This window comes from Citrobacter sedlakii, from assembly GCF_018128425.1.
Lineage (GTDB): Bacteria > Pseudomonadota > Gammaproteobacteria > Enterobacterales > Enterobacteriaceae > Citrobacter_A > Citrobacter_A sedlakii.
Genome location: NZ_CP071070.1, coordinates 2656663 through 2676546 on the forward strand (window position 1 = coordinate 2656663; position 19884 = coordinate 2676546).

Here is a 19884-nt window from a genome sequence, read left to right on the forward strand (position 1 = left end):
GCCGGGCGGCGGCCTCCCCTGCCCGGCCAGATCATCGTCCTCCCTCCTCCCCGCCCCGGTGCGGATATTTTTCCTCCTTCGCCACCAGAAACTGCATCAGTTCACAGTCCGACCTGAGCCTGAATTTATGCATGAGCGCATGGCGATGGGCCAGTACGGTTTTCTGACCAATGTTCATCTGCGCGCCGATCTGCCGGGACGTCAGGCCGGAGAGCAACAGGCGTATCAGATGCTGCTGCTTATCGGAAACGCGCTTATGGGAACAGCTGACGCAGGAGCGTTTAACGTCCTCATCTTTATCTTGCCGGGTTAACGGCCAGTGATGTGCTATCGTATTGCGCAGATGGTCAACCGTGGCGTTATGGGCCATCAACACAATTTGGTGCAGGCAATCCGGCAGTTCGCCGCGTGCGGGAACGTGGCTCTGTTCGACAATGCCAATCATCAACCCGGCCTTACAATGTAATAATTCCGGATGGCACAGATAGGCCTCTCCCGGACGCAGAACAGCAACGAGAATATCCGCCGTCCTGATTTTATCTGGATGATAATCAGCAAAAATGACCGTCTGCTGTTCGTCTTCCTGCTGGAATATTTCCGCCAGCAGCGCGGTCAGCCCAAATTTATAAAAGCTATCATCACAGCGGATAATGATATTCATAAAGCGCCTGTCAAAGTTTTACTGATAGGTCATTGAAACGGTTACGACAGCATTAACGGTGCCCGGCATGACATGTCCCTGCTGGCTCACGATGCGGGCGCGCAGTTGCCATGTATAACGCTGACTTTCCACCTGACCGCTAAGTGATTTTCCATCCCCAAGCGGCTGTCCATCGCGACTCTGAAGCTGTACCGCCACCGGCGTCGCCGTTCCGACGTTTTGATATCGGTCCTGCGGTTGGTTTTGATCCGGACTGCCATTAAACATGACGGTTACCTGGGTAGTGCCAGCGGGACAGTTTTCCACACTCAAATCGAACGCCACCCATGGCGTGGTTGAGCCCGGGGTGTACATGGACGACGCGGTAACCGACTGATCGGCGGTAAGGTCGACCGTTTTCGTTACACTGTCGCTGCTGATCTGACACGGCGCCGCTTTTACGTTGCCGGTGACGTACAGCGCCACCGGATCGCCAATGCTCCACGCCGGCGCAGAAAATAACATCGCTATTGCCAGTCCTTGTTTACCGGGCATTTTCATCACCTGCTATTGATACGTTACATTCAGCGTTGCCGTGGCATTCGCACTGCCCGGCTTAACAACAGCCCTGGTCTGGTAATAACGCGCCGTCAGGGGAAACGCTTCCTGCCCACCCGCCGATTGTTTCAGCAGGATGCGGTTGTTCAGCTGCAGCGGAATCGTGTTGTAAACCAGTTGCACCCCAACACCTTCCGCCGTGCCGGGCATCCCCTGCCCGTTGAGCGCCAGAACGCCGGAATCGCCGCTGACATCCGGGTTTGGCGTTCCGCTCAGTTCAATGTTGATATTGGTTGAAGGATCGCAATTCAATCCCAGGGTTTGCGTATCGCCGCGCGAGGGGATAAATCCTGGTCGGTCTGAAAATGCGCTGGCATTAATATCGCCGAGATTAAAATTAATCACCTGGCTGGAAAGCGAACAGGCTAATACCGTGACCTGACTTGCGGCGTCCAGCGAAATTTGCACAAAGTGATTATCCGGCGCGCCATACCAGCCCTGCGCAATTAATCCAGGGGTTAAGGGGCCAGAGGTGATGTTTCCGGTTTTATAAAAAATGACGTCATAATTACCGAGGTAATAGAGCGTCTTAATATTCGCGCCATAAGATGGCAGCATGAAATTACCGGCGTCGAACGACGTGCGGATCCCGACGCCGTCGAGGTTAGTGTTATACACTCCGCTCATGGACGCGGGCGTGGCGGATAAGTAATTAAACGTATAGCCGCCATTGCAACTCGCGACGCCAGTGGATGAAAACGACGCCAGTTCAACAAATCCGGAGACCCGGACGCGGGCAATTTCCGCGCCTGCGCCTGTATCACGCTGCACCAGAATATTGCCTGCCGACACGGTTCGAATCAGCGGCGCCGTTATTTCGCACACGTCGGCGGAACACAGACCGGAAAAGGCCAGGATTAACGCGCCGAATAAAAAATGAATTTGCCGCACGGTATTGTTCTCATTGCCGTAAGTGAAGTATTCAGCGACAAAGGCTGTTGGCGACGTTGACGCCGGAATACTGTTCTGTCGCATCCAGCGAATAAGCGGCGCGACAGCGCTGTCGCGGGCCGTCTCCCCAGACGACATCCAGCGTGCCCTGCCGTTCCATTCCGCTGAGATAAACCTGTCCGTCATCGCCCACAATAAACCCAGGCCCCTTTGCGCCGCTAACGCTGGCAACCGAACCAAACGGCACCGGAAGCCCGTTATCACGGCGTAAATTCAGCAACAGGCGCTGCCCGACGCTGGCGATAAACTCCGCACGCACGACGGCGCCGCGCGTCGGCACAACGTTTTTATTGGTCAACGCCAGTTCCACGTTGTCGGGAACGGTTAGCGTATCCAGTCCGATATCGTTTTTACGATACGGCGATACGTTACTGGCCAGGGTATAGCCGCGAAAATCGGTTTTGACGCCGCTCTGATTTTTCACCACGACACCGCCTGCGCCCGGCGCTTTAATTAACACGTTAGTTTCTCCCAGCGGCTGGGACAGCGTAACGCCGTCAGCGTGCGCCAACACGCCGCCGGCCAGGGCATAGTTCACCCGCTGGCTCGCGCGGTCGTAGCTGTAGCCGCCGCTCAGTTCCCCATAGGTTCCCTTATAATCGGCGTTCAGACTGCCGGTATAGCCCACGTCATCCGAACCGTATCCCTGCTGGATATTCCAGCTCAGGGCATTTCCTGCCAGCGCCATACCGCTGACTCCGATGCTTTGGGTCGTGCCGCCGCTGCGGCTGTGATTCAGGCCAGAATGAGCCCAGGTATTTGCCATAAACGCCGTCAGCGGCATGCTGACGTTAAGGGCTATCTGGCGATCGCTCTCCGCATGACCGTGATTGCCTGACTGACTGTTTTGACTCTGCGTCCAGCTAATTCCGTAGCTGAGTTGCTTCCAGGTGTTGTTATAGCTGACACTCAGCGACTGCATGGGTTTACCTGAACGCCAGTAATCTTCCCGCACCGCAGTGAGCGACAGCGAACCTGCGCCTGCGCCAAGACTCTGGCTGACGTTAGCCTCCATGCGATTACGCCGCTTCTGCGACAGCACGTTACCGCCACCGTAGGTATCAAACACGTCCTGCATGGCGTAATAACCGCGTGTTGAGTAGCGATAACCGGCAATCGCGAAATTCGTTCCGGTCGCCACGCTGTTTTTGCTGTAGCGAATGCGCCAGGACTGTCCCTGCGCCTTCCCGGCCTCATGTGGTCGGGCCCATGACTAAATCACATCGCCAGAAACCGCCCCTACGACACCGAGGTTTTTGCCCACCCCTATCGCCATCGCGCGGTAGCGTTCAGCGATCTGTATTCCCCCGTAAACGGTAAACGCGTGGGGTAAACCATACATCGCCGTCCCCTGGGAAAATGGAGCGCGCTCCACCCGGCTGTCGTAAGTACGGTAGCGTCCCGCAGTAAGCGAAAATTTGAAGCGTCCTTCACGCTGGAGTACCGGTAATGAGGCAAACGGCACGGTGAAATGCTGCTCGCTGCCGTCGGCTTCTTTCAGGGTCACCTCAAGATCGCCGGCCCCGCCAGTCGGGTACATATCGCTGATCTCAAACGCGCCGGGCGCGACGTAACCTTGATAAATCTGATAGCCGTTTTGCCGGATAATAATTTGCGCATGCGTACGGGCGATCCCCCGGACCACCGGCGCATAACCTTTCAGCGAATCCGGCAGCATGTCGTCATCTGACGCAAGCTGACCGCCGCGAAACGGAATGCTGTCAAAAACATCGGCGGGCGAGGCGCTGTCGCCCAGAACCACCTGCGCTTTCAAGGGAATAATGTTGCGCTGCAGATAGGTGTAAACCGTATCCCAGCGATCGTTGCCCTCGCTGTCGCGATTCCAGGTGGTGTAGTTACGCAGACGCCAGGGGCCGATATTCATGCCCGGTCGCAGATTGGCGTACTGACTGTTGCGGGTTAAGCCGGTATTTTTTTCCCGGCTATTGTCCCCGCTCAGGCTGTAATTCAGCATTGCCGCGGTTATCCCTTCGTCCCACAGTTCCGGCGCAACATAGCCCCGCGCGTGGGCGGAAAGCGCAGCCTGTGGCATACTTAGCATCAGTTTCTGGGAGGAAAATGACAGTTCACTGGATGCCTGAGGGATCGCTGACAGCTCCGCACAGTCGCCTTTCGCCATTAACCCCGGATAGACGTCAGTTCTCACCCCGTAGCGCTGTAAAATAACGTCGCTCAGGCAGGGTTGAAGGTATCCGTCATCATCCCTGACAAAGTCGACCTCCCGGGTTTCCCGCAGCTCTCCGTTAAGGAGAATATCGACCCGATAGGTTCCTTCTGCCTGCTGACCCGTTTCAAAACCAGAAAGGTCAATTTCCCCGGATGCGCTTTGGGTTCGTTCAAGTAACGCCGGGTTGAAATAATCTCTTCCCTTCGCCTCATTCAGCACAGCTGAAATCATTAATGAAATAAACATCGCCAGTCGGATCGGGGGAAGGTGATTTCTGTAATTTGCTATCATCATTGACTTTATTCCCCGACAGCTATCCCTGGCTATATTGCAGCGCGATGCGCGTCGCCTGTCCCGCCATAATCGTTAATGATTTTAAAGGTGACGGCGCCGCCACTGACGCCGGACGGCAGCACGAAACGGGCGGTACTTTCCGGCGCAACGAATGTCACATCGTTCACTTTTTTACCTGCCACGGTAATTTCATTAAAATTAATAAAGTATGCGGAAGGATTTTTTACCTGAATAAACTTTCCGTCCAGCCGCCAGATTAATTTCTCTGCCTGCGCTTCCGGCGTCGACTGACGCAGTTGACCGGGACGATAAATGAGCTTTATTCGTGTCTTTACGGCGATTTGCAACGTATTGTCCTTTCGCGCTGCCGACGGGATTGACTTAATGTTCAACCAGAACAACGATTCTTTATTTTCCGGCAAATTTCCGCTGCGGATAATTCGCATTACGTTTTGCTGACCGTTATCCAGACGATAAAGCGGCGGCGTAATAATAAACGGGGCTTTTGTTCGAGCCGCATCCGGTAATTCAATCCACGATTGAATTAAATACGGGATGGTATCGGGATTACTGACGCTCAGAGAGGCCTCTTTTTTTTCACCATCATAAATAACGCGCGTACCGCCAACGGAAACGCCAGCGTGAGTCATCGAAATACCCATCGCGAAAAACACGGGGAACAGGACGCAACAACGTAATGCATTCATACTAAACCTCTGAAATGGCCAAATACTGGCCCTTAAACGGCGCAGGTAAATCAGTTATAGTTAACGGTAAAATTGGCGACAGCGTTAGCCGGCCCCGCCATCACCGTGGCGCTGGTGGCGACATAAGCCGCGTAAAAATCCAAATTATTATCCGCGGTACTGGATAACGGATACGAATAGCCGTTCACCTCGTTCAGCCCAATGTTGCTTTTATCCGCTGTTTTCAGTCGAATCGCCACGCCACTCGCCGCACCCGGATCCGGGTTTATCGCCAGTAAACTGTTGTCAAACGCATCAACTAAGCCATCAAACTTGACCTTTGCCGACGTCACGCTGACCGGACAATTGATCAATCTTAAAGTGAATTTCGTTGTCGATGCCTCATCGCCAACGCTGACAAAAGCCGTTTTGGAAACGCTGCCCATATCCACCATCAGGGTATTATTGGAACCTATATCCACGGTACATGCGGTATCGAGAATTTGTCCCATAAAATTAACCGTGCCGTCATAGGCGATGGCATTTGAAATAGTCAAAAGACCTGCGACGGATAACGCCATCACTACGCTATTTTTTTTCATCATTGCTATCCTTAACTTTTGTTTATTTATAATCCGGTTAATTTACCGGTGCGAAAACCGCCTCTTTAGCGAGAACATTTCCGCTATGTCTTTGAAAAATGCCAGGCCATAAGTCAAAACAACGTTATCGGGTTACACGTCATTCCGCTTTCTGCAAGCAGCAACCAAATACGTTGTCATATTGCTTAATGATGATTTTCATATAGCTGCATATATTCGCTCAAGTGATTTTTTGGTGTAATTTTACACTTTATTCCAGATTCACTTATTAATTTGCACTCCCCATAATTACTAAATCAAGCAGTAAGTTACGTTATTCCAATTATGATAATGCCATGGGAGAGCAATGATGCCTGCACGCAAAATAGCTACTGAATCAATTGCATATAAAGACCTGCCGATAAAACCGGTAAAACACATTGAGCGGATAATAGATAAACTTCTGCCGCACGCTAACATATACGAAACAAAACCAAGACAAATAATTAACTATAAGAACAATAACTCCCATCAATGCTTACTCCTGCTGAAAGGAACCATTTCAATATTCAGAACGCGGGATAGCTTTATGTTTAATTCCGAAGTCGCGCCGTTTGTCTTTGGCTTAAGTAATCAACTCTGTGATGCCAGTTATCTTTTTATGCGCAGTGAGGAGTGCTCGCGGGTGGCGGTATTACCCCTGACAAAAGTCAATGAGGTCATTACGAAAGAGAATCTGTGGGAAAGCCTGGCGTCGCTGTTGGTTTACACCGCAGGACGGGTTTACGATCATTGTACGCGTATTACCGCGCCCAGTTCCTACGATATTATTCGCTCACAACTTTATGAGTTAATGAAGGAATCTGTTGAGTTCCGCCGCAACATTACCGCGGCGAACTACATTCAGAGCCGAACCTTTTTGTCACGCAGCAGCATTATGAAAATTCTTGCCGACCTTAAAAAAGGTGGCTATATCATCACGGAACGTGGCGTACTTCTCCAGATACAGCAAAATATTCCCCTGAAATATTAGCCGTAGACTATGCTCGTCAAAGTAAGAACCTGATACCGCAGGTTCTCAATGCGTTAATCATGACCGGACCGCCATCATGTCGCAGCAATCATCGTTTAATCTTCTCAAGCAGCCTTCCGTTTATGCCCCGGAACTGCTAAAGCAGTTGACGCAGGAGCAGGAATTTCGCTGCTATCCTAAAGGCAGTCGGTTTGTTTTTATTCGCGCGGGCGAGCACTGCTGTCAGTTTATCCGTAGCGGTGTGGTCAGCATTGAAAACCAGGAAAATCACCTGGCGCTCGGCATTGCATCCGCTCCTGTCTCGCTGGGTTTTACCAGCGCCTTATCCGAAAAGCTGCTGCTGCGTGCGCTGGAGCCGTGTGAGGTCGCCACCGTGCCCCTTGATACCGTCATGGCGCGCATTGAGGAGAAACAGCTCTGGGAAATCATGGCGAAGCATATGATCGTCGTGATGAATAAGCTGTTTATACAAAATGAGATGGCGACCGCGCCAACCGCCTATGATCTTCTTTGTAAGCAGTTGCTGGCGCTGAATCAGGAGCCGGACAGTATCCGGGAAAGCGTGGCCGCTTATCAGTTTATTCTCGACAGAACGCATATCTCACGCAGCAGCGTCATGAAAATTCTCTCGGCGCTGAAAAAAGGGGGCTATATCGAACTGAGCCAGGGCAAGCTGATCGCGATTAACCATCTGCCATCACGCTTCTAATCGTTATCGCGCAGCGATTTATACTGGCCGACGTCAATGCCATAGAACTTCATTTTTCGCCAAAGTGTCGTCCTGCCAATTTTTAACAGCGCGGACATCTCCTGTACCCGTCCGCCGGTGAGTCTGGCGGCGTGAATAATCGCCTCTTTCCCGGCATCCGCGAACGATAAGCTGGCAGACCGCCGCTCTTCCGCCAGAGGCGCATTTCGCCGTTCGTTGAAGACATAATCCGGCAGGTGGCTGAGGTGAATGCGCCCTTTTTCACTGCGCAGCGCCGTATTCTCAATGACGCTGTTCAGTTCAAAATCATTTCCCGGCCAGTCGCAGGCGACCAGTTGCGCCAGCACCTCATCGTCCATCCTGAGCCGCGTGGAAAAGCGTTTCTCAAGACGGCGTAACCGGTGATCGACCAGCGAAGGAATGCTGCTGCGACGCATCCGCAGCGGCGGAATGGTGATCTCAAAAGCATGTAGCGCATAGTAAAGCTGACGGCTGAAGCGGTTTTGTTCCACCAGCAGCGCCAGATCTGCCGTGGTGGCGGCGATAACCTTCACATCGACCGGCACTACGCGCCTGGCATCGAGACGGGTAATCACGCCCTGTTTGATGACCTGCAGCAGCGCCGACTGCAGTGCCGGGGCGAGATATTCGATTTTTTCCAGATAGAGCGTTCCACCGTTCGCCAGTTCCAGCCGACTCAGGCGTCCTTCGCCCTCCTCACCCGCCGTCGTTGACGCAAAATCCAGTGCCCGTTCGGCATACAGTTGACAGTTTACCGCAATGTACGGCCCTTCCGCGCGCTCGCTGTCATTGTGGATCGCCTGGCTCAGCAACTCCTTACCCACGCCTTCCTCGCCGCGCAATAGCACCGGAAAAGCGCCGCGCGCCGCCTGGCGGCCAAAGTGGACGAGCCGCTGGGTTTGCGGATCGTTCTGCGCCATTTGCGCAAAGGTAAAATTCACTTTGCCCAACTGACTGGTCATGAGCTGGCGCATTTTTTCCACCGGGTGCAACAATAAAATAAAGCCGGTGCCCTGTGCGTCCTGGATCGGTTTCAGGGTGATCACCGCATCCACAAACTGATGCTGGCTTTCGAACGTTGCCTCGACATGATGAAGTGGACGGTGTTGCCGGACGGCCCGCACCAGCACTGCGGGCAACGTGAATAACTCCGTCAGGCTTTTCCCCTGGGCTGCCGCTACGTCAAGGTGCAGCAACCGCGCCGCCCTTGCGTTGATAAACTGCACGTGGCCCTGGGCATTCCAGGTCATCACGCCATCGTCCATGCTTTCTAACAGACCATTCAGATGGTTAAGGTGACGGTTGGATTCCGCCAGCAGACTGTCGGTGAGCAGAGAATTAGCCACCTCCCGGGCTATCGCCAGCGTGAGCGGCAGATCGGATGAGGTATCGTCGCCCGCCCGGCAAACCAGCGCGATCGAACCGGTAAGACGTCCATGATTATCAAAAACCGGTGTCGCGCAGACGCACCACGGGCGCAACGCGTGCCGGAAGTGATGGGAACCCCGGGTTTTTACCGGCTGCCCAAGCAGAGCAGCCAGAGACAGCGCACAGGTGCCAATAATGCTTTCCGCACAGTAGGTCCCCTCAACAAACCCAAGCGCCGCAAGCTGCTCAAGCGTCCCGGCATCGCCGCAGCAGCTCAACACGCAGGCGCTTTCATCAAGAATAAACAGCCCGCACCGACGCGGCATCATGTACTCCCACGCATCTTCCAGCGCCGCCTGTCCCAGCGTCAGCAGCGCCGCTTTACGCCGGCAAATGGTGTCAAAGGTCAGCCCCTGCGCCCGATGCGGCCTCGACCAGAAATCAGGGCGCATAATACTGGCGCAGCGCAACCATGAAGCGCGCAGAAACGCAGGAATCTCGTCATCAGGTGAAGCCATTGCCGGTTATCTCCAGTCAGGGTGCGCTCGCTCGCATTTTTGCGTGTTTTCCGTCAAATACGTTCCAGAATGAAACATTTCTGCTCAGTTTGGTTCCATTATGAAACATAACACCGATGAATTTTCTTTTTCGCGCGCTGGGGCACAATTGCGCTATCGGCAGCGCGCGGTCGCCGTGATGTTGAACACGTCCTGTCCCTGGAGATAACCCGGAGCAAAAAATGAAAAAGTTAATTAACCGTGTGGAAGACGTACTGAGTGAACAACTGGCGGGCCTGGCGAAAGCCTACCCTACGCTGACCCTGCATCAGGATCCGGTGTATGTCACCCGCGCGGATGCCCCCGTTCAGGGCAAAGTGGCGCTGCTGTCCGGCGGCGGAAGCGGGCATGAGCCGATGCACTGTGGCTATATTGGGCGGGGAATGCTCTCCGGCGCCTGCCCCGGCGAAATATTCACCTCGCCGACGCCGGATAAAATGTTTGAGTGCGCCATGCAGATTGACGGCGGCGAAGGCGTGCTGCTGATTATTAAAAACTACACTGGCGATATCCTCAACTTTGAAACCGCCACCGAACTGCTCCACGACAGCGGCGTGAAGGTCACCACCGTTGTGGTTGACGACGACGTGGCGGTCAAAGACAGCCTGTATACCGCCGGACGTCGCGGCGTCGCCAATACGGTCCTGATAGAAAAGCTGGTCGGCGCGGCGGCAGAGCGCGGCGACTCGCTGGAAGCCTGCGCTGCGCTGGGCCGCAGACTGAATAATCACGGTCATTCGATTGGCGTCGCTCTTGCGGCCTGCACGGTTCCCGCCGCCGGTAAACCATCTTTCACCCTGAACGACAACGAAATGGAGTTCGGCGTGGGTATTCACGGTGAGCCAGGTATCGACCGTCGCGCCTTTTCCTCGCTGGATGAGACCGTGGATCAGATGTTCGATACGCTGCTGGAAAACGGTGCCTATAGCCGTACGCTGCGCCACTGGGATCCACAGCAGGGCGTCTGGCTGGAAGACAAACAAAACAAGCAGCCTTTACAGCGCGGCGACCGGGTAATTGCGCTGGTCAATAATCTCGGCGCGACGCCGCTTTCGGAACTCTACGGCGTTTACAATCGCCTGGAAACGCGCTGCCAGGAGGCAGGAATGATTATCGAGCGCAATCTGATCGGCGCCTACTGCACGTCGCTCGATATGTCCGGCTTTTCCATCACCCTGTTGAAAGTGGACGACGACACCCTCGCATTATGGGACGCCCCGGTTCACACCCCGGCCCTGAACTGGGGAAACTAAGGAGAACGTTATGTCACTGACCAGAACGCAAATCGTCAACTGGCTCTATCGCTGCGGCGACATTTTCAACCAGCAAAGCGATTATCTCACCGGGCTGGATCGCGAAATAGGCGACGCCGACCACGGTCTGAATATGCATCGCGGTTTTAGCAAGGTGGTAGAAAAATTACCCGCTATTGCCGACAAAGATATCGGTTTTATTTTGAAAAATACCGGCATGACGCTGCTTTCCAGCGTCGGCGGCGCCAGCGGCCCGCTGTTTGGTACCTTTTTTATCCGCGCCGCCCAGGTGACGCAAGCCCATCAGAGTCTGTCGCTGGAAGAACTTTATCAGATGATGCGCGAAGGCGCAGATGGCGTCATCAGCCGGGGCAAAGCGGAACCGGGGGATAAAACAATGTGCGACGTTTGGCTGCCGGTGGTCGAGTCGTTGCGTCTGGCCTGCGAACAAAATCTGTCCATACCCGCCGCCCTGGACGCCGCCGCCGCGCAGGCGGAAGCCGCCGCGCAAAGTACGATTACGATGCAGGCACGCAAAGGGCGCGCCAGCTATCTGGGCGAGCGCAGCATTGGGCATCAGGATCCTGGCGCAACCTCGGTCATGTTTATTACCCAGATGCTGAGCGCAGCGGCAAAAGAGTAAGGACGGTGTGATGGTAAACCTGGTGATTGTTTCTCATAGCGCCCGGCTGGGTGAAGGGGTCGGCGAGTTAGCGCGGCAAATGTTAATGGGCGAAGATTGTAAGATCGCCATTGCCGCCGGGATCGACGATCCGCAAAACCCTATCGGTACCGACCCGATAAAAGTGATGGCGGCTATCGAGTCTGTTGCCGATGCCGACAACGTGCTGGTGATGATGGATATCGGCAGCGCGTTGCTGAGCGCGGAAACAGCGCTGGAACTGCTCGAACCGGCTGTTGCCGCGAAAGTTCGCCTGTGCGCCGCGCCGCTGGTGGAGGGCACGCTTGCGGCCACGGTGAGTGCTGCGGCAGGCGCGGATATCGATAAAGTCGTTGCTGATGCGATGAATGCGCTGGAGGCGAAACGTGAGCAGTTAGGTTTACCTTCCCCAGCCCCCCAGACGCAGGCCGCGCCCTCGCTCGCGCTTGCGGACGGCGAAGCGAAGTCGGTTTCGGTGGTGGTAAAGAATCACAACGGGCTGCATGTGCGTCCGGCGTCGCGGCTGGTTTCGACGCTGTCCGGCTTTAACGCCGCCCTTCTGCTGGAAAAGAACGGCAAATGCGTGACCCCGGACAGCCTGAATCAGATTGCGTTGTTGCAGATACGTTGTAATGACACTATTCGCCTGTTAGCCCGTGGCGAGCAGGCGGATGACGCGCTGGCGGCGTTCAGCCAACTGGCGGCCGCGAATTTTGGCGAGTCGGCAGCAGCGCCGGCAATGCAGACTGCGACGGCGGCGGTAACGGGAAAAGCATACCGCTATGCGCCGACACTGCCCCCCGTCGTTAAAAAGAGCGTATTGAGCGTCACGGCAGAACAGTCACGTCTGCGCAACGCGTTGGATCTCACCCTGCTGGATTTGATGTCACTGGTAACCCGCGTCGAGGCGAGCTGGCCGGGCGATCTGGCGGCGATCTTCTCCGGCCACCATATGCTGCTCGACGACCCGGAGCTGTTTACCCGCGCTTGTGAATTACTGCGAAGCGAGCACTGCACCGCAGAGTACGCATGGCAGCAGGTATTAACGGAGATGAGCGAGCAGTATCGCCAGCTTGATGACGCTTATCTGCGGGCGCGCGATATCGACATTGACGATCTGTTGCAGCGTAGTCTGCGTCATCTGCAACAATGCCCGCTTACGTTGCCTGAGTTTACTGCTCCGGCGATTCTGGTGGCGGACGATCTCTGCCCTTCCACCGTGGTGGCGCTTGACCCTGCGGTGGTGAAAGGCATTTGTCTGCGTGGCGGAAGCCCGCTTGCGCACGGCGCGCTTATCGCCCGTGAAATGGGCATCGCCTGGGTTTGTCAGCAGGGCCATGCGCTGGATGCAGTACAAACCGGCGAGGCGCTGACGCTCGACGTCGCGGGGCAGCGTGTCTTACGACAGAAATGACCCTGCCGGTATCCGGTCCGCAGTGTTCAGTGGGCCGGATACACGCTTACCCTACCGTTAGCCCGCAAACTGACCTTTTTGCAGGTCCTGAACCACAGCATGCATTTTGTCGGCATTGAGCTGGTAAAACTTAATCGACACCGCGGTGAGTAAATAAAACAGCGCGGGCAGCAGCGTAAACAGCATTATCACGCCATCCACGGCGCCGTCCGGCTGGGTGTCGCTGTTGGTGGCGTAACCGTAAAACGCCAGTACCCAACCGATAATCGCACCACCAACCGCAACGCCAAGTTTGATGACAAAAATGTTCGCCGCGACGTTCATTCCGGTGATTCGCCGACGGGTTTTCCATTCACCGTAGTTATTAGCATCAGTGATCATCGACCATTGAATCGCGCCATTGCCGCCCTGAATAATCTGGATCGCCAGATGCGCCAGCAGCGGGACAATCAACCATTCTACCGGCAGGAAATAACAGGCTACGCCGAGCGCGGCGTTGAGAATATTGATCCAGAAAGAGAGCTTAATTTTGCAAAAGCGGGTGCCAAACGGTTTCGCCAGCACCGAACCGAGCATTGATGCAAACATCCCGCCAAGCATAAACCAGGTGATCACATCCGCACCTTTGTTCAGCACCGTGTTAACGTAATACACCACTGCGCCGCCGCGGATCACTACCGCCACCAGCATCATAAAGTTATAGACCGACAAAATACGCCACTGCTCGTTTTGAAAAAGGATTTTCACATCGCGGGCGATGTTCATATTCTCCTCTTTAATCGGCTGAACGCGTTCTTTGGTGGTCAGGAAGCAGATCAAAAACATAACGCAGCCAATCGCGCCAAACAACGCCATCGCCAGTTGAATACCGCTCGCTCTGTCGCCCGGCGAGAGGTAATCCGCCACCGGCAGAATAAAGGCGGTGCCTAACGCGCCGCCAATAGGCGTAATGGCGAACCGCCAGGATTGCAGTGATAAATTCTCATTGGGATCGGCGGTTAATGCCGCGCCTAACGAGCAGTAAGGAATATTAATGGCGGTATACATTAATGTCATAAATATATAAGCCGCGACGGCATAGGCTATTTTACCGCTGTCGCTAAAATCTGGCGTGGAATAGACCAGCACGCAGCTCACGGCAAAAGGGATACAGATTGCCAGCAGCCACGGACGAAAGCGGCCCCAGCGCGTCGCGGTCGCATCGGCAATTGCACCCATCACCGGATCGGTAATGGCGTCCAGCAGACGGACCAGCAAAAACATGGTCCCCATTACGGCGGGCGGCAGGCCATAAATATCGGTATAAAAATAGGCCAGAATGGCAACGGAAGAGTCAAAGACAATATGGCTTGCGGCGTCGCCCAGGCTATAACCTATTTTTTCTTTTATGGGTAATTGTTCCACTTCAGACATAATTTATCCTTAATAAAATAATAAAAGCAGCACACAACATCCCGGTGCGTGCATTTCTTCACAGATGCTTTTTTCGGTCTATTATGTTTTTTGATTCATTTCTTATGTTTTTTATCTTCTGTGATCGCTCTTCATAACCTGCGTGCGCTTCGGCTATTGTTATTATTTTGGTGAATATATTTCCCGCCATTACGTCATACCCGGATAACAAAAATGTCTGTAGCTTCGCAAAATGCGGCTTCAACGACGCGCAGCAGGCGATCCTGAACTACGATTTTCTCATGATAAATGCCGTAATCCGGTACGCACTAAGGAGATTATTCAATGCTTACCCCCGCTGTTCGCCATACAGGCGCGCTATCCTGGGCCATTAAACTGGCGCTGACCGGCACCCTTCTCACCTTTGCCTCATTGTCGGCCAATGCAGAAGAACCGATGACCAACCCGCCGCAGCCGCCCGACATTTTGCTCGGTCCCCTGTTTAATGATGTGCAAAACGCAAAATTGTTTCCCGATCAGAAAACCTTTGCTGACGCCGTACCGAATAACGATCCGCTGACCATCCTTGCGGACTATCGGATGCAGAAAAACCAGTCCAGCTTTGACTTGCGCCACTTCGTCAACGTCAACTTCACCTTACCGAAAGAAGGGGAAAAATATGTCCCGCCAGCGGGGCAGTCGCTGCGCGAACATATTGACGGACTGTGGCCGGTACTGACCCGTTCAACCGAAAGCGCGGGTAAATGGGACTCCCTGCTGCCGCTGCCTGAACCTTATGTGGTGCCCGGCGGGCGCTTTCGCGAGATCTACTACTGGGACAGCTATTTCACCATGCTGGGGCTGGCCGAAAGCGGTCACTGGGACAAAATTGCCGATATGGTGGCGAACTTCGCCTGGGAAATTGACGCCTTCGGGCATATCCCGAACGGTAACCGCACCTATTATCTGAGCCGCTCGCAACCGCCCTTCTTTTCTTTTATGGTCGAATTACTGGCGCAGCATGAAGGCGATGACACGCTGAAAAAATATTTGCCGCAGTTACAAAAAGAGTACAGCTACTGGATGGAAGGCGTCGACACGTTACAGCCAGGCCAACAGCATAAGCGGGTGGTGAAAATGGATGACGGTGCCGTACTCAATCGCTACTGGGACGAACGGGATACGCCGCGCCCCGAATCCTGGGTGGAGGATATCGCCACCGCGAAAAGCAACCCCAATCGTCCGGCCACGGAAATCTACCGCGATCTGCGTTCGGCTGCGGCCTCTGGCTGGGATTTCAGCTCGCGCTGGATGGATGATCCGCAGCAGCTCGGTACGATTCGGACCACCAGCATTGTGCCCGTGGATCTCAACTCCCTGCTTTACAAGATGGAAAAAATCCTCGCCCGCGCGAGCAAAGCAGCAGGCGACGACGCACAGGCCAGTCATTATGATCGGTTAGCGAACGAACGTCAGAAAGCCATCGAACATTACCTGTGGAACGACAAAGAGGGCTGGTACGCCGACTACGATCTTAAGAGCAAACAGGTACGTAATCCGCTTACCGCCGCCGCGCTGTTCCCGCTGTACGTCAATGCCGCCGCGAAAGATCGCGCCCACAAAATGGCCGTCGCTACCCAGGCGCACCTGCTCCAGCCTGGCGGCCTTGCCACTACGTCGGTGAAAAGCGGTCAGCAATGGGATGCGCCAAACGGCTGGGCGCCGCTCCAGTGGGTCGCCACCGAAGGATTGCAGAACTACGGGCAGGAAAAAGTGGCGATGGAGGTGACCTGGCGTTTCCTGACTAATGTTCAGCACACCTACGATCGGGAACAGAAGCTGGTAGAGAAGTATGATGTCAGCAGCACTGGCACCGGCGGTGGCGGCGGTGAATATCCGCTGCAGGATGGGTTTGGCTGGACGAACGGCGTCACGCTGAAAATGCTCGACCTGATCTGTCCGCAGGAAAAACCCTGCGACAGCGTCCCCTCCACCCGGCCTGCCGTTCAGCCGACAAGCGCTGAAAACGCGCAAACACAAGCCACGCCGTAATCATGGCGCTAACCGGCCTGGGGCGCCAGGCCGGTGCGCAGATCTCTGTCAGAAACTGTAGCTGGCGCCAACCTGAACAGTCCGGTCGCGCCCGATCCAACAGTTGGTGCTGTCGTAGCAACTGAAGGTCTCTTTATTGGTGACATTCTGCGCGCTGGCCTTTAGCGTCACGCCGCTGAGCGAAGGTAACACTTCGCCCAGGCGGTAAGACATTGCCAGATCGTACTGCGTCGTGCCGCCCAGCTTCCCGGCTGTGTTATCCGGCGAAATCTCCATCGGTCCGGTGTAGCGCGCGCCAGCGCCCAGCATGAGCCCGCGTAGCGCAGTGCTATCGAAGGTGTAATCGCCCCACAGCGTAAAGGCGTTTTCCGGTACCTGAGTGGGCCGTTTTCCTTCGTAGCTTTCATCTTTCGTATTAATCGCATGGGTGTAGGCGTAGTTGGCGATCAGCGTGACGTTGTCAGCAGGACGACTGATGAGGGACAGCTCAGCGCCTTTTGACTCAATTTCGCCAGTCTGGCGGTAATCCCATGTTGGCGTCGCCGAAAGGACATTTTTCTGACGAATAGTGAATACCGAAGCGGTAAAGGTGGTGGCATAGTCAGCCAGCAGATACTTCGCCCCGCCCTCCACCTGTTTGCTGGTGGTCGGCTTCACGTCTTTGGTCGTCAGCGTGCCCTGCGGCGAAATCGGCCTGAAGCCTTCAGAATAGCTGATAAACGGGGATAGTCCGTTAGCAAAAGCGTACAGCGCGCCAATACGTTTGGTCACCCGATCCTGGGAGATCCACGTTTTCTCGCCGTTCTGCAGCGCGTCAGTGGTCGTCGAGCGATAGTCATCGTAGCGGATACTGGCCAGCAGGTTTACGCCGCCAAAGATGATCTGGTCCTGGAGATAGTAACCATTTTGTCGGTAAGAAAGACGATTTTTTTGCGCGGTGTACAGGCCGAGATCGTCAGTATGAATCTGGTGGAAATCCGGATGGCGCATGTCAATGCCCGGCGTGGCGCTGGCATAACGATAGAAATAATGGCTGTCGAGTTTCTGATAGTCGAAACCGGCCAGCAGGTGATGCTGCCAGTCGCCCAACAGCACCGTTTTGGTTAACTGGTTATCAATGTTAACGCTCTTAAGATCTTCATCAGTGGTGTAGGCAAAGCGATCGAGCATCCAGACCGGGTTGACGCCATTGCCGGTGGCATAGACGCTGCGCTGGTGGGTATCGACGTCAAAATACCGCGCTTTCTGGCTGAATCCCCAGCCGCTCTCGAACGCATGTTCGAGATGGTAGCCCAGCATCCACTGACGTTGTTTGAAGCCGCTCCACTTATCGCCTGCAAAATCCCGACGGTCGGCATAACCGGAGCGCAGATATGCGATGGGCAATGGATTCGACGGCGACAGCGACGGCGTATTTTGTACCAGCGCATCCATCGTCAGACGCGTTCTGCCGTCCGGCTGCCAGCTCACGGAGGGTGCAAGCAGGTAATCTTCATAGCGCGTGGTATATGGCTGATCGTTCCCTTCCGTCGCTTTCCCGAGCAGGCGATAATTCCAGTCGCTGTCACGGATGTTTCCCGTTGCGTCCAGATACCCTTCTTTCAGGTTGCGCGTACCGGTCATAACACCCAACTCCGTTTTCTGCTCCGCCTGCGGCGTCTTGCCCTGAATATTCACCAGCCCACCCGGCGAGCCGTTGCCGTACAGCACCGACGCGGGGCCTTTGAGAATATCGACATGTTCAATGAGCAGCGGATCGATGCGCGCTTTAGTGTTGCCCGTGACGTTATACGGCAACTGTAAGCCGTTGTAGTACTCTTGATCGACGGTGAAACCGCGGATTTTGTACTCGCTCATGTAGGTCGTATTGCCGCGCATTTCCGTTGACACGCCCGGTGCGTAGCGCAATATCTCGTTAACCGACGTTGCATGGCGCAGCGTGATTTCTTTTTTATCGAGAGTATTAATCACCTGCGGCGTCTTACTTTCAGGCGCTGCGGATTTGGTCGCGCTGTTGGTCCAGGCAGGCAGCAAGCTCTCCTGCCCCGACGCGGACACCACGATAGTGGCTTCGTCTGCCTCTGCGGCATAACAGGAAGTGGTCAGAGCCAGTGAGATACAGCCAGAGAGCGCGCGCAAGCGAAAGCGTGAAGGGGTTATCATCATGAGAATCGTTATAATATGAAATAGGAATAGCAATTATTCTCATTTTTATTTGCAAATCAACAACACCCTTTCTACGGTATATTTTTTCGCATAAAACAACGGCTCCCGCAGGAGCCGTTGTGCCGAGGGTTAGTCGCGCCGCACAAGCCGGAAAACGCCCAGCACCACAACGGCGCCCACCACCGCGACGAGGAAACTGTGCAGATTAAAACCGCTGATGCTGCCGCCAATGCCGAACATGGTCGCCAGCCAGCCCCCCACTACCGCCCCCACAATACCGAGTATGCAGGTGAGAATAAACCCGCCGCCGTCGCGCCCCGGCATCAGCAGTTTGGCAATAACACCGGCAATCAGACCGAAAACAATCCAGGCAATGATCCCCATGTTGAGGCCCTCTGTTCAGTGAAACCACACGCAACACCTTCTTGCGCCCGTAAGCTAAGTATAGGCAAGTCGTTGATCCACGCCGAACCGGGCAGTGCAATTATTCCTTGTGGTGTAGATAAGGGTTGTCTCAGGTTCTGCCGCGCCCTGCCGATAACCCCTCGAAAACCTGCAACCTGGGCACATAATTACATCGCGTCCAACGCGCGTTGTAGCTTCCAGATATAGCGCGGCGCCTGCGGCGCGGGATGGTTATCGACGACATGCTCAAAAAATTCGTCCGCATCCAGATCGTTAATTTTTTCGATCGCCTTTTTACGGTCGGAGGAGAAGGTACGCAGCAGCGCACCCGCGCCGTTCGCATACGAAACCACCAGCGCGTACTGCATCACCTGCGGGTCTTCGATGCCTGCGAGCGGACCGTTTTCCAGAATGCTCAGGTAAGCGGCGCCCATCGAAATGTTACGCTCCGGGTTTTTCAGTTCGCTGGTGGAAGGCTCGCCGCTCCAGCCCATACGACGGTACACATCGCGCCCGGAGGTGGACGCCTTAAGCTGCATCAGCCCGACAGCGTTGGATTTGCTTACCACACTGGGGTTGCCGCCGGATTCAATGGCGATAATCGCGGTAATCAGCTTCGGGCTGACACCCCAGGCTGCGCCGGCTTTCTCACTGATCGGCATCCACTGCATTGCCCGTTTTACCGGCACTTCCGGGTTCCACGGCGGATTTTTATAATCGGGTTTTGAACTACAGCCAGCAAGCAGCACAATCAAAAAAGCAAACCATCTCAATTTCACGTCATCTGTCCTTATGGCCGACGCATCGGGCGTTTATTCGGCGTCAATACAACAATGCAGGCCGGATAAGCCAGGCGTTATCCGGCAAAACGTTCTACTATAGGCGGCATGATATA

16 protein-coding genes and 1 pseudogene are annotated in these 19884 nt (G+C 54.7%); 6 read left to right on the forward strand and 11 right to left on the reverse strand.

Annotated elements, in window-relative coordinates; genetic code table 11:
* Window positions 1-31 precede the first annotated feature (31 nt).
* The 6 genes and pseudogenes from JY391_RS12755 to JY391_RS12780 all read right to left on the reverse strand — a co-directional run bounded on the left by JY391_RS12755 (window position 32) and on the right by JY391_RS12780 (window position 5979).
* Complete coding sequence (locus JY391_RS12755) at window positions 32-661, reverse strand: helix-turn-helix transcriptional regulator (protein ID WP_211934411.1); 630 nt, start codon at window positions 659-661, stop codon at window positions 32-34.
* A gap of 18 nt (window positions 662-679) precedes the next feature.
* Window positions 680-1195 (reverse strand): fimbrial protein, encoded by a 516-nt coding sequence (locus JY391_RS12760; protein ID WP_052406284.1) that lies wholly within the window; start codon window positions 1193-1195, stop codon window positions 680-682.
* Between the two features lie 12 nt (window positions 1196-1207).
* Window positions 1208-2287, reverse strand: coding sequence for a fimbrial protein (locus tag JY391_RS12765; RefSeq protein ID WP_229264048.1), 1080 nt, complete (start codon window positions 2285-2287; stop codon window positions 1208-1210).
* Window positions 2181-4691: pseudogene (locus JY391_RS12770) on the reverse strand (fimbria/pilus outer membrane usher protein). The gene JY391_RS12765 and the pseudogene JY391_RS12770 overlap by 107 nt, the downstream one beginning before the upstream one ends.
* A gap of 29 nt (window positions 4692-4720) precedes the next feature.
* Entirely contained in the window at window positions 4721-5398 is a 678-nt protein-coding gene (locus JY391_RS12775; protein WP_211934412.1) for a fimbrial biogenesis chaperone, read from the reverse strand.
* Between the two features lie 50 nt (window positions 5399-5448).
* A complete protein-coding gene (locus JY391_RS12780; protein ID WP_211935799.1) occupies window positions 5449-5979 on the reverse strand; it encodes a fimbrial protein in 531 nt (176 codons plus the stop codon).
* Window positions 5980-6328: 349 nt separating this feature from the next.
* Between JY391_RS12780 and JY391_RS12785 the strand changes: the two genes are divergently transcribed.
* Entirely contained in the window at window positions 6329-6991 is a 663-nt protein-coding gene (locus tag JY391_RS12785; RefSeq protein WP_042287756.1) for a winged helix-turn-helix transcriptional regulator, read from the forward strand.
* Window positions 6992-7067: 76 nt separating this feature from the next.
* The gene (locus JY391_RS12790; protein WP_060569617.1) at window positions 7068-7700 is read left to right on the forward strand and encodes a winged helix-turn-helix transcriptional regulator; all 633 of its coding nucleotides are present in this window, start codon (window positions 7068-7070) and stop codon (window positions 7698-7700) included.
* Here JY391_RS12790 and dhaR read toward each other — a convergent pair.
* Entirely contained in the window at window positions 7697-9607 is a 1911-nt protein-coding gene (dhaR, locus tag JY391_RS12795; protein WP_211934413.1) for a dihydroxyacetone kinase operon transcriptional regulator DhaR, read from the reverse strand. The genes JY391_RS12790 and dhaR overlap by 4 nt on opposite strands.
* A gap of 221 nt (window positions 9608-9828) precedes the next feature.
* Between dhaR and dhaK the strand changes: the two genes are divergently transcribed.
* Genes dhaK through dhaM form a run of 3 tightly spaced genes read left to right on the forward strand, consistent with a single transcriptional unit; the run spans window position 9829 to window position 12974 of the window.
* Window positions 9829-10899, forward strand: a complete 1071-nt coding sequence (dhaK, locus tag JY391_RS12800) for a dihydroxyacetone kinase subunit DhaK (RefSeq protein WP_211934414.1) — start codon at window positions 9829-9831, stop codon at window positions 10897-10899.
* A 10-nt stretch (window positions 10900-10909) separates the two neighbouring features.
* Window positions 10910-11542, forward strand: a complete 633-nt coding sequence (dhaL, locus tag JY391_RS12805) for a dihydroxyacetone kinase subunit DhaL (protein ID WP_042287666.1) — start codon at window positions 10910-10912, stop codon at window positions 11540-11542.
* A gap of 10 nt (window positions 11543-11552) precedes the next feature.
* Window positions 11553-12974, forward strand: a complete 1422-nt coding sequence (gene dhaM / locus JY391_RS12810; protein ID WP_211934415.1) for a dihydroxyacetone kinase phosphoryl donor subunit DhaM — start codon at window positions 11553-11555, stop codon at window positions 12972-12974.
* 57 nt (window positions 12975-13031) lie between these two features.
* On the opposite strand, the gene JY391_RS12815 is transcribed toward dhaM, so the two are convergent.
* Window positions 13032-14387 (reverse strand): glycoside-pentoside-hexuronide (GPH):cation symporter, encoded by a 1356-nt coding sequence (locus JY391_RS12815; protein WP_211934416.1) that lies wholly within the window; start codon window positions 14385-14387, stop codon window positions 13032-13034.
* Window positions 14388-14711: 324 nt separating this feature from the next.
* Between JY391_RS12815 and JY391_RS12820 the strand changes: the two genes are divergently transcribed.
* Complete coding sequence (locus JY391_RS12820; protein ID WP_211934417.1) at window positions 14712-16418, forward strand: alpha,alpha-trehalase; 1707 nt, start codon at window positions 14712-14714, stop codon at window positions 16416-16418.
* Window positions 16419-16466: 48 nt separating this feature from the next.
* Here JY391_RS12820 and JY391_RS12825 read toward each other — a convergent pair whose 3' ends face one another.
* The 3 genes from JY391_RS12825 to emtA all read right to left on the reverse strand — a co-directional run bounded on the left by JY391_RS12825 (window position 16467) and on the right by emtA (window position 19768).
* Window positions 16467-18578 (reverse strand): TonB-dependent siderophore receptor, encoded by a 2112-nt coding sequence (locus tag JY391_RS12825; protein WP_211935800.1) that lies wholly within the window; start codon window positions 18576-18578, stop codon window positions 16467-16469.
* Window positions 18579-18713: 135 nt separating this feature from the next.
* Complete coding sequence (locus JY391_RS12830) at window positions 18714-18968, reverse strand: GlsB/YeaQ/YmgE family stress response membrane protein (RefSeq protein ID WP_042287677.1); 255 nt, start codon at window positions 18966-18968, stop codon at window positions 18714-18716.
* Between the two features lie 188 nt (window positions 18969-19156).
* The gene (gene emtA / locus JY391_RS12835; protein ID WP_042287680.1) at window positions 19157-19768 is read right to left on the reverse strand and encodes a membrane-bound lytic murein transglycosylase EmtA; all 612 of its coding nucleotides are present in this window, start codon (window positions 19766-19768) and stop codon (window positions 19157-19159) included.
* Between the last annotated feature and the right edge of the window lie 116 nt (window positions 19769-19884).

Bases quoted from the DNA above. Each gene is read 5' to 3' on its own strand.
- JY391_RS12790 (WP_060569617.1), top strand. From the start codon at position 7,068: ATGTCGCAGCAATCATCGTTTAATCTTCTCAAGCAGCCTTCCGTTTAT.
- JY391_RS12755 (WP_211934411.1), bottom strand. From the start codon at position 661: ATGAATATCATTATCCGCTGTGATGATAGCTTTTATAAATTTGGGCTG.
- dhaM (WP_211934415.1), top strand. From the start codon at position 11,553: ATGGTAAACCTGGTGATTGTTTCTCATAGCGCCCGGCTGGGTGAAGGG.
- dhaR (WP_211934413.1), bottom strand. From the start codon at position 9,607: ATGGCTTCACCTGATGACGAGATTCCTGCGTTTCTGCGCGCTTCATGG.
- dhaL (WP_042287666.1), top strand. From the start codon at position 10,910: ATGTCACTGACCAGAACGCAAATCGTCAACTGGCTCTATCGCTGCGGC.
- JY391_RS12785 (WP_042287756.1), top strand. From the start codon at position 6,329: ATGCCTGCACGCAAAATAGCTACTGAATCAATTGCATATAAAGACCTG.
- JY391_RS12815 (WP_211934416.1), bottom strand. From the start codon at position 14,387: ATGTCTGAAGTGGAACAATTACCCATAAAAGAAAAAATAGGTTATAGC.
- JY391_RS12780 (WP_211935799.1), bottom strand. From the start codon at position 5,979: ATGAAAAAAAATAGCGTAGTGATGGCGTTATCCGTCGCAGGTCTTTTG.
- JY391_RS12830 (WP_042287677.1), bottom strand. From the start codon at position 18,968: ATGGGGATCATTGCCTGGATTGTTTTCGGTCTGATTGCCGGTGTTATT.
- JY391_RS12775 (WP_211934412.1), bottom strand. From the start codon at position 5,398: ATGAATGCATTACGTTGTTGCGTCCTGTTCCCCGTGTTTTTCGCGATG.
- JY391_RS12820 (WP_211934417.1), top strand. From the start codon at position 14,712: ATGCTTACCCCCGCTGTTCGCCATACAGGCGCGCTATCCTGGGCCATT.
- JY391_RS12760 (WP_052406284.1), bottom strand. From the start codon at position 1,195: ATGCCCGGTAAACAAGGACTGGCAATAGCGATGTTATTTTCTGCGCCG.
- dhaK (WP_211934414.1), top strand. From the start codon at position 9,829: ATGAAAAAGTTAATTAACCGTGTGGAAGACGTACTGAGTGAACAACTG.
- JY391_RS12765 (WP_229264048.1), bottom strand. From the start codon at position 2,287: ATGTCGTCTGGGGAGACGGCCCGCGACAGCGCTGTCGCGCCGCTTATT.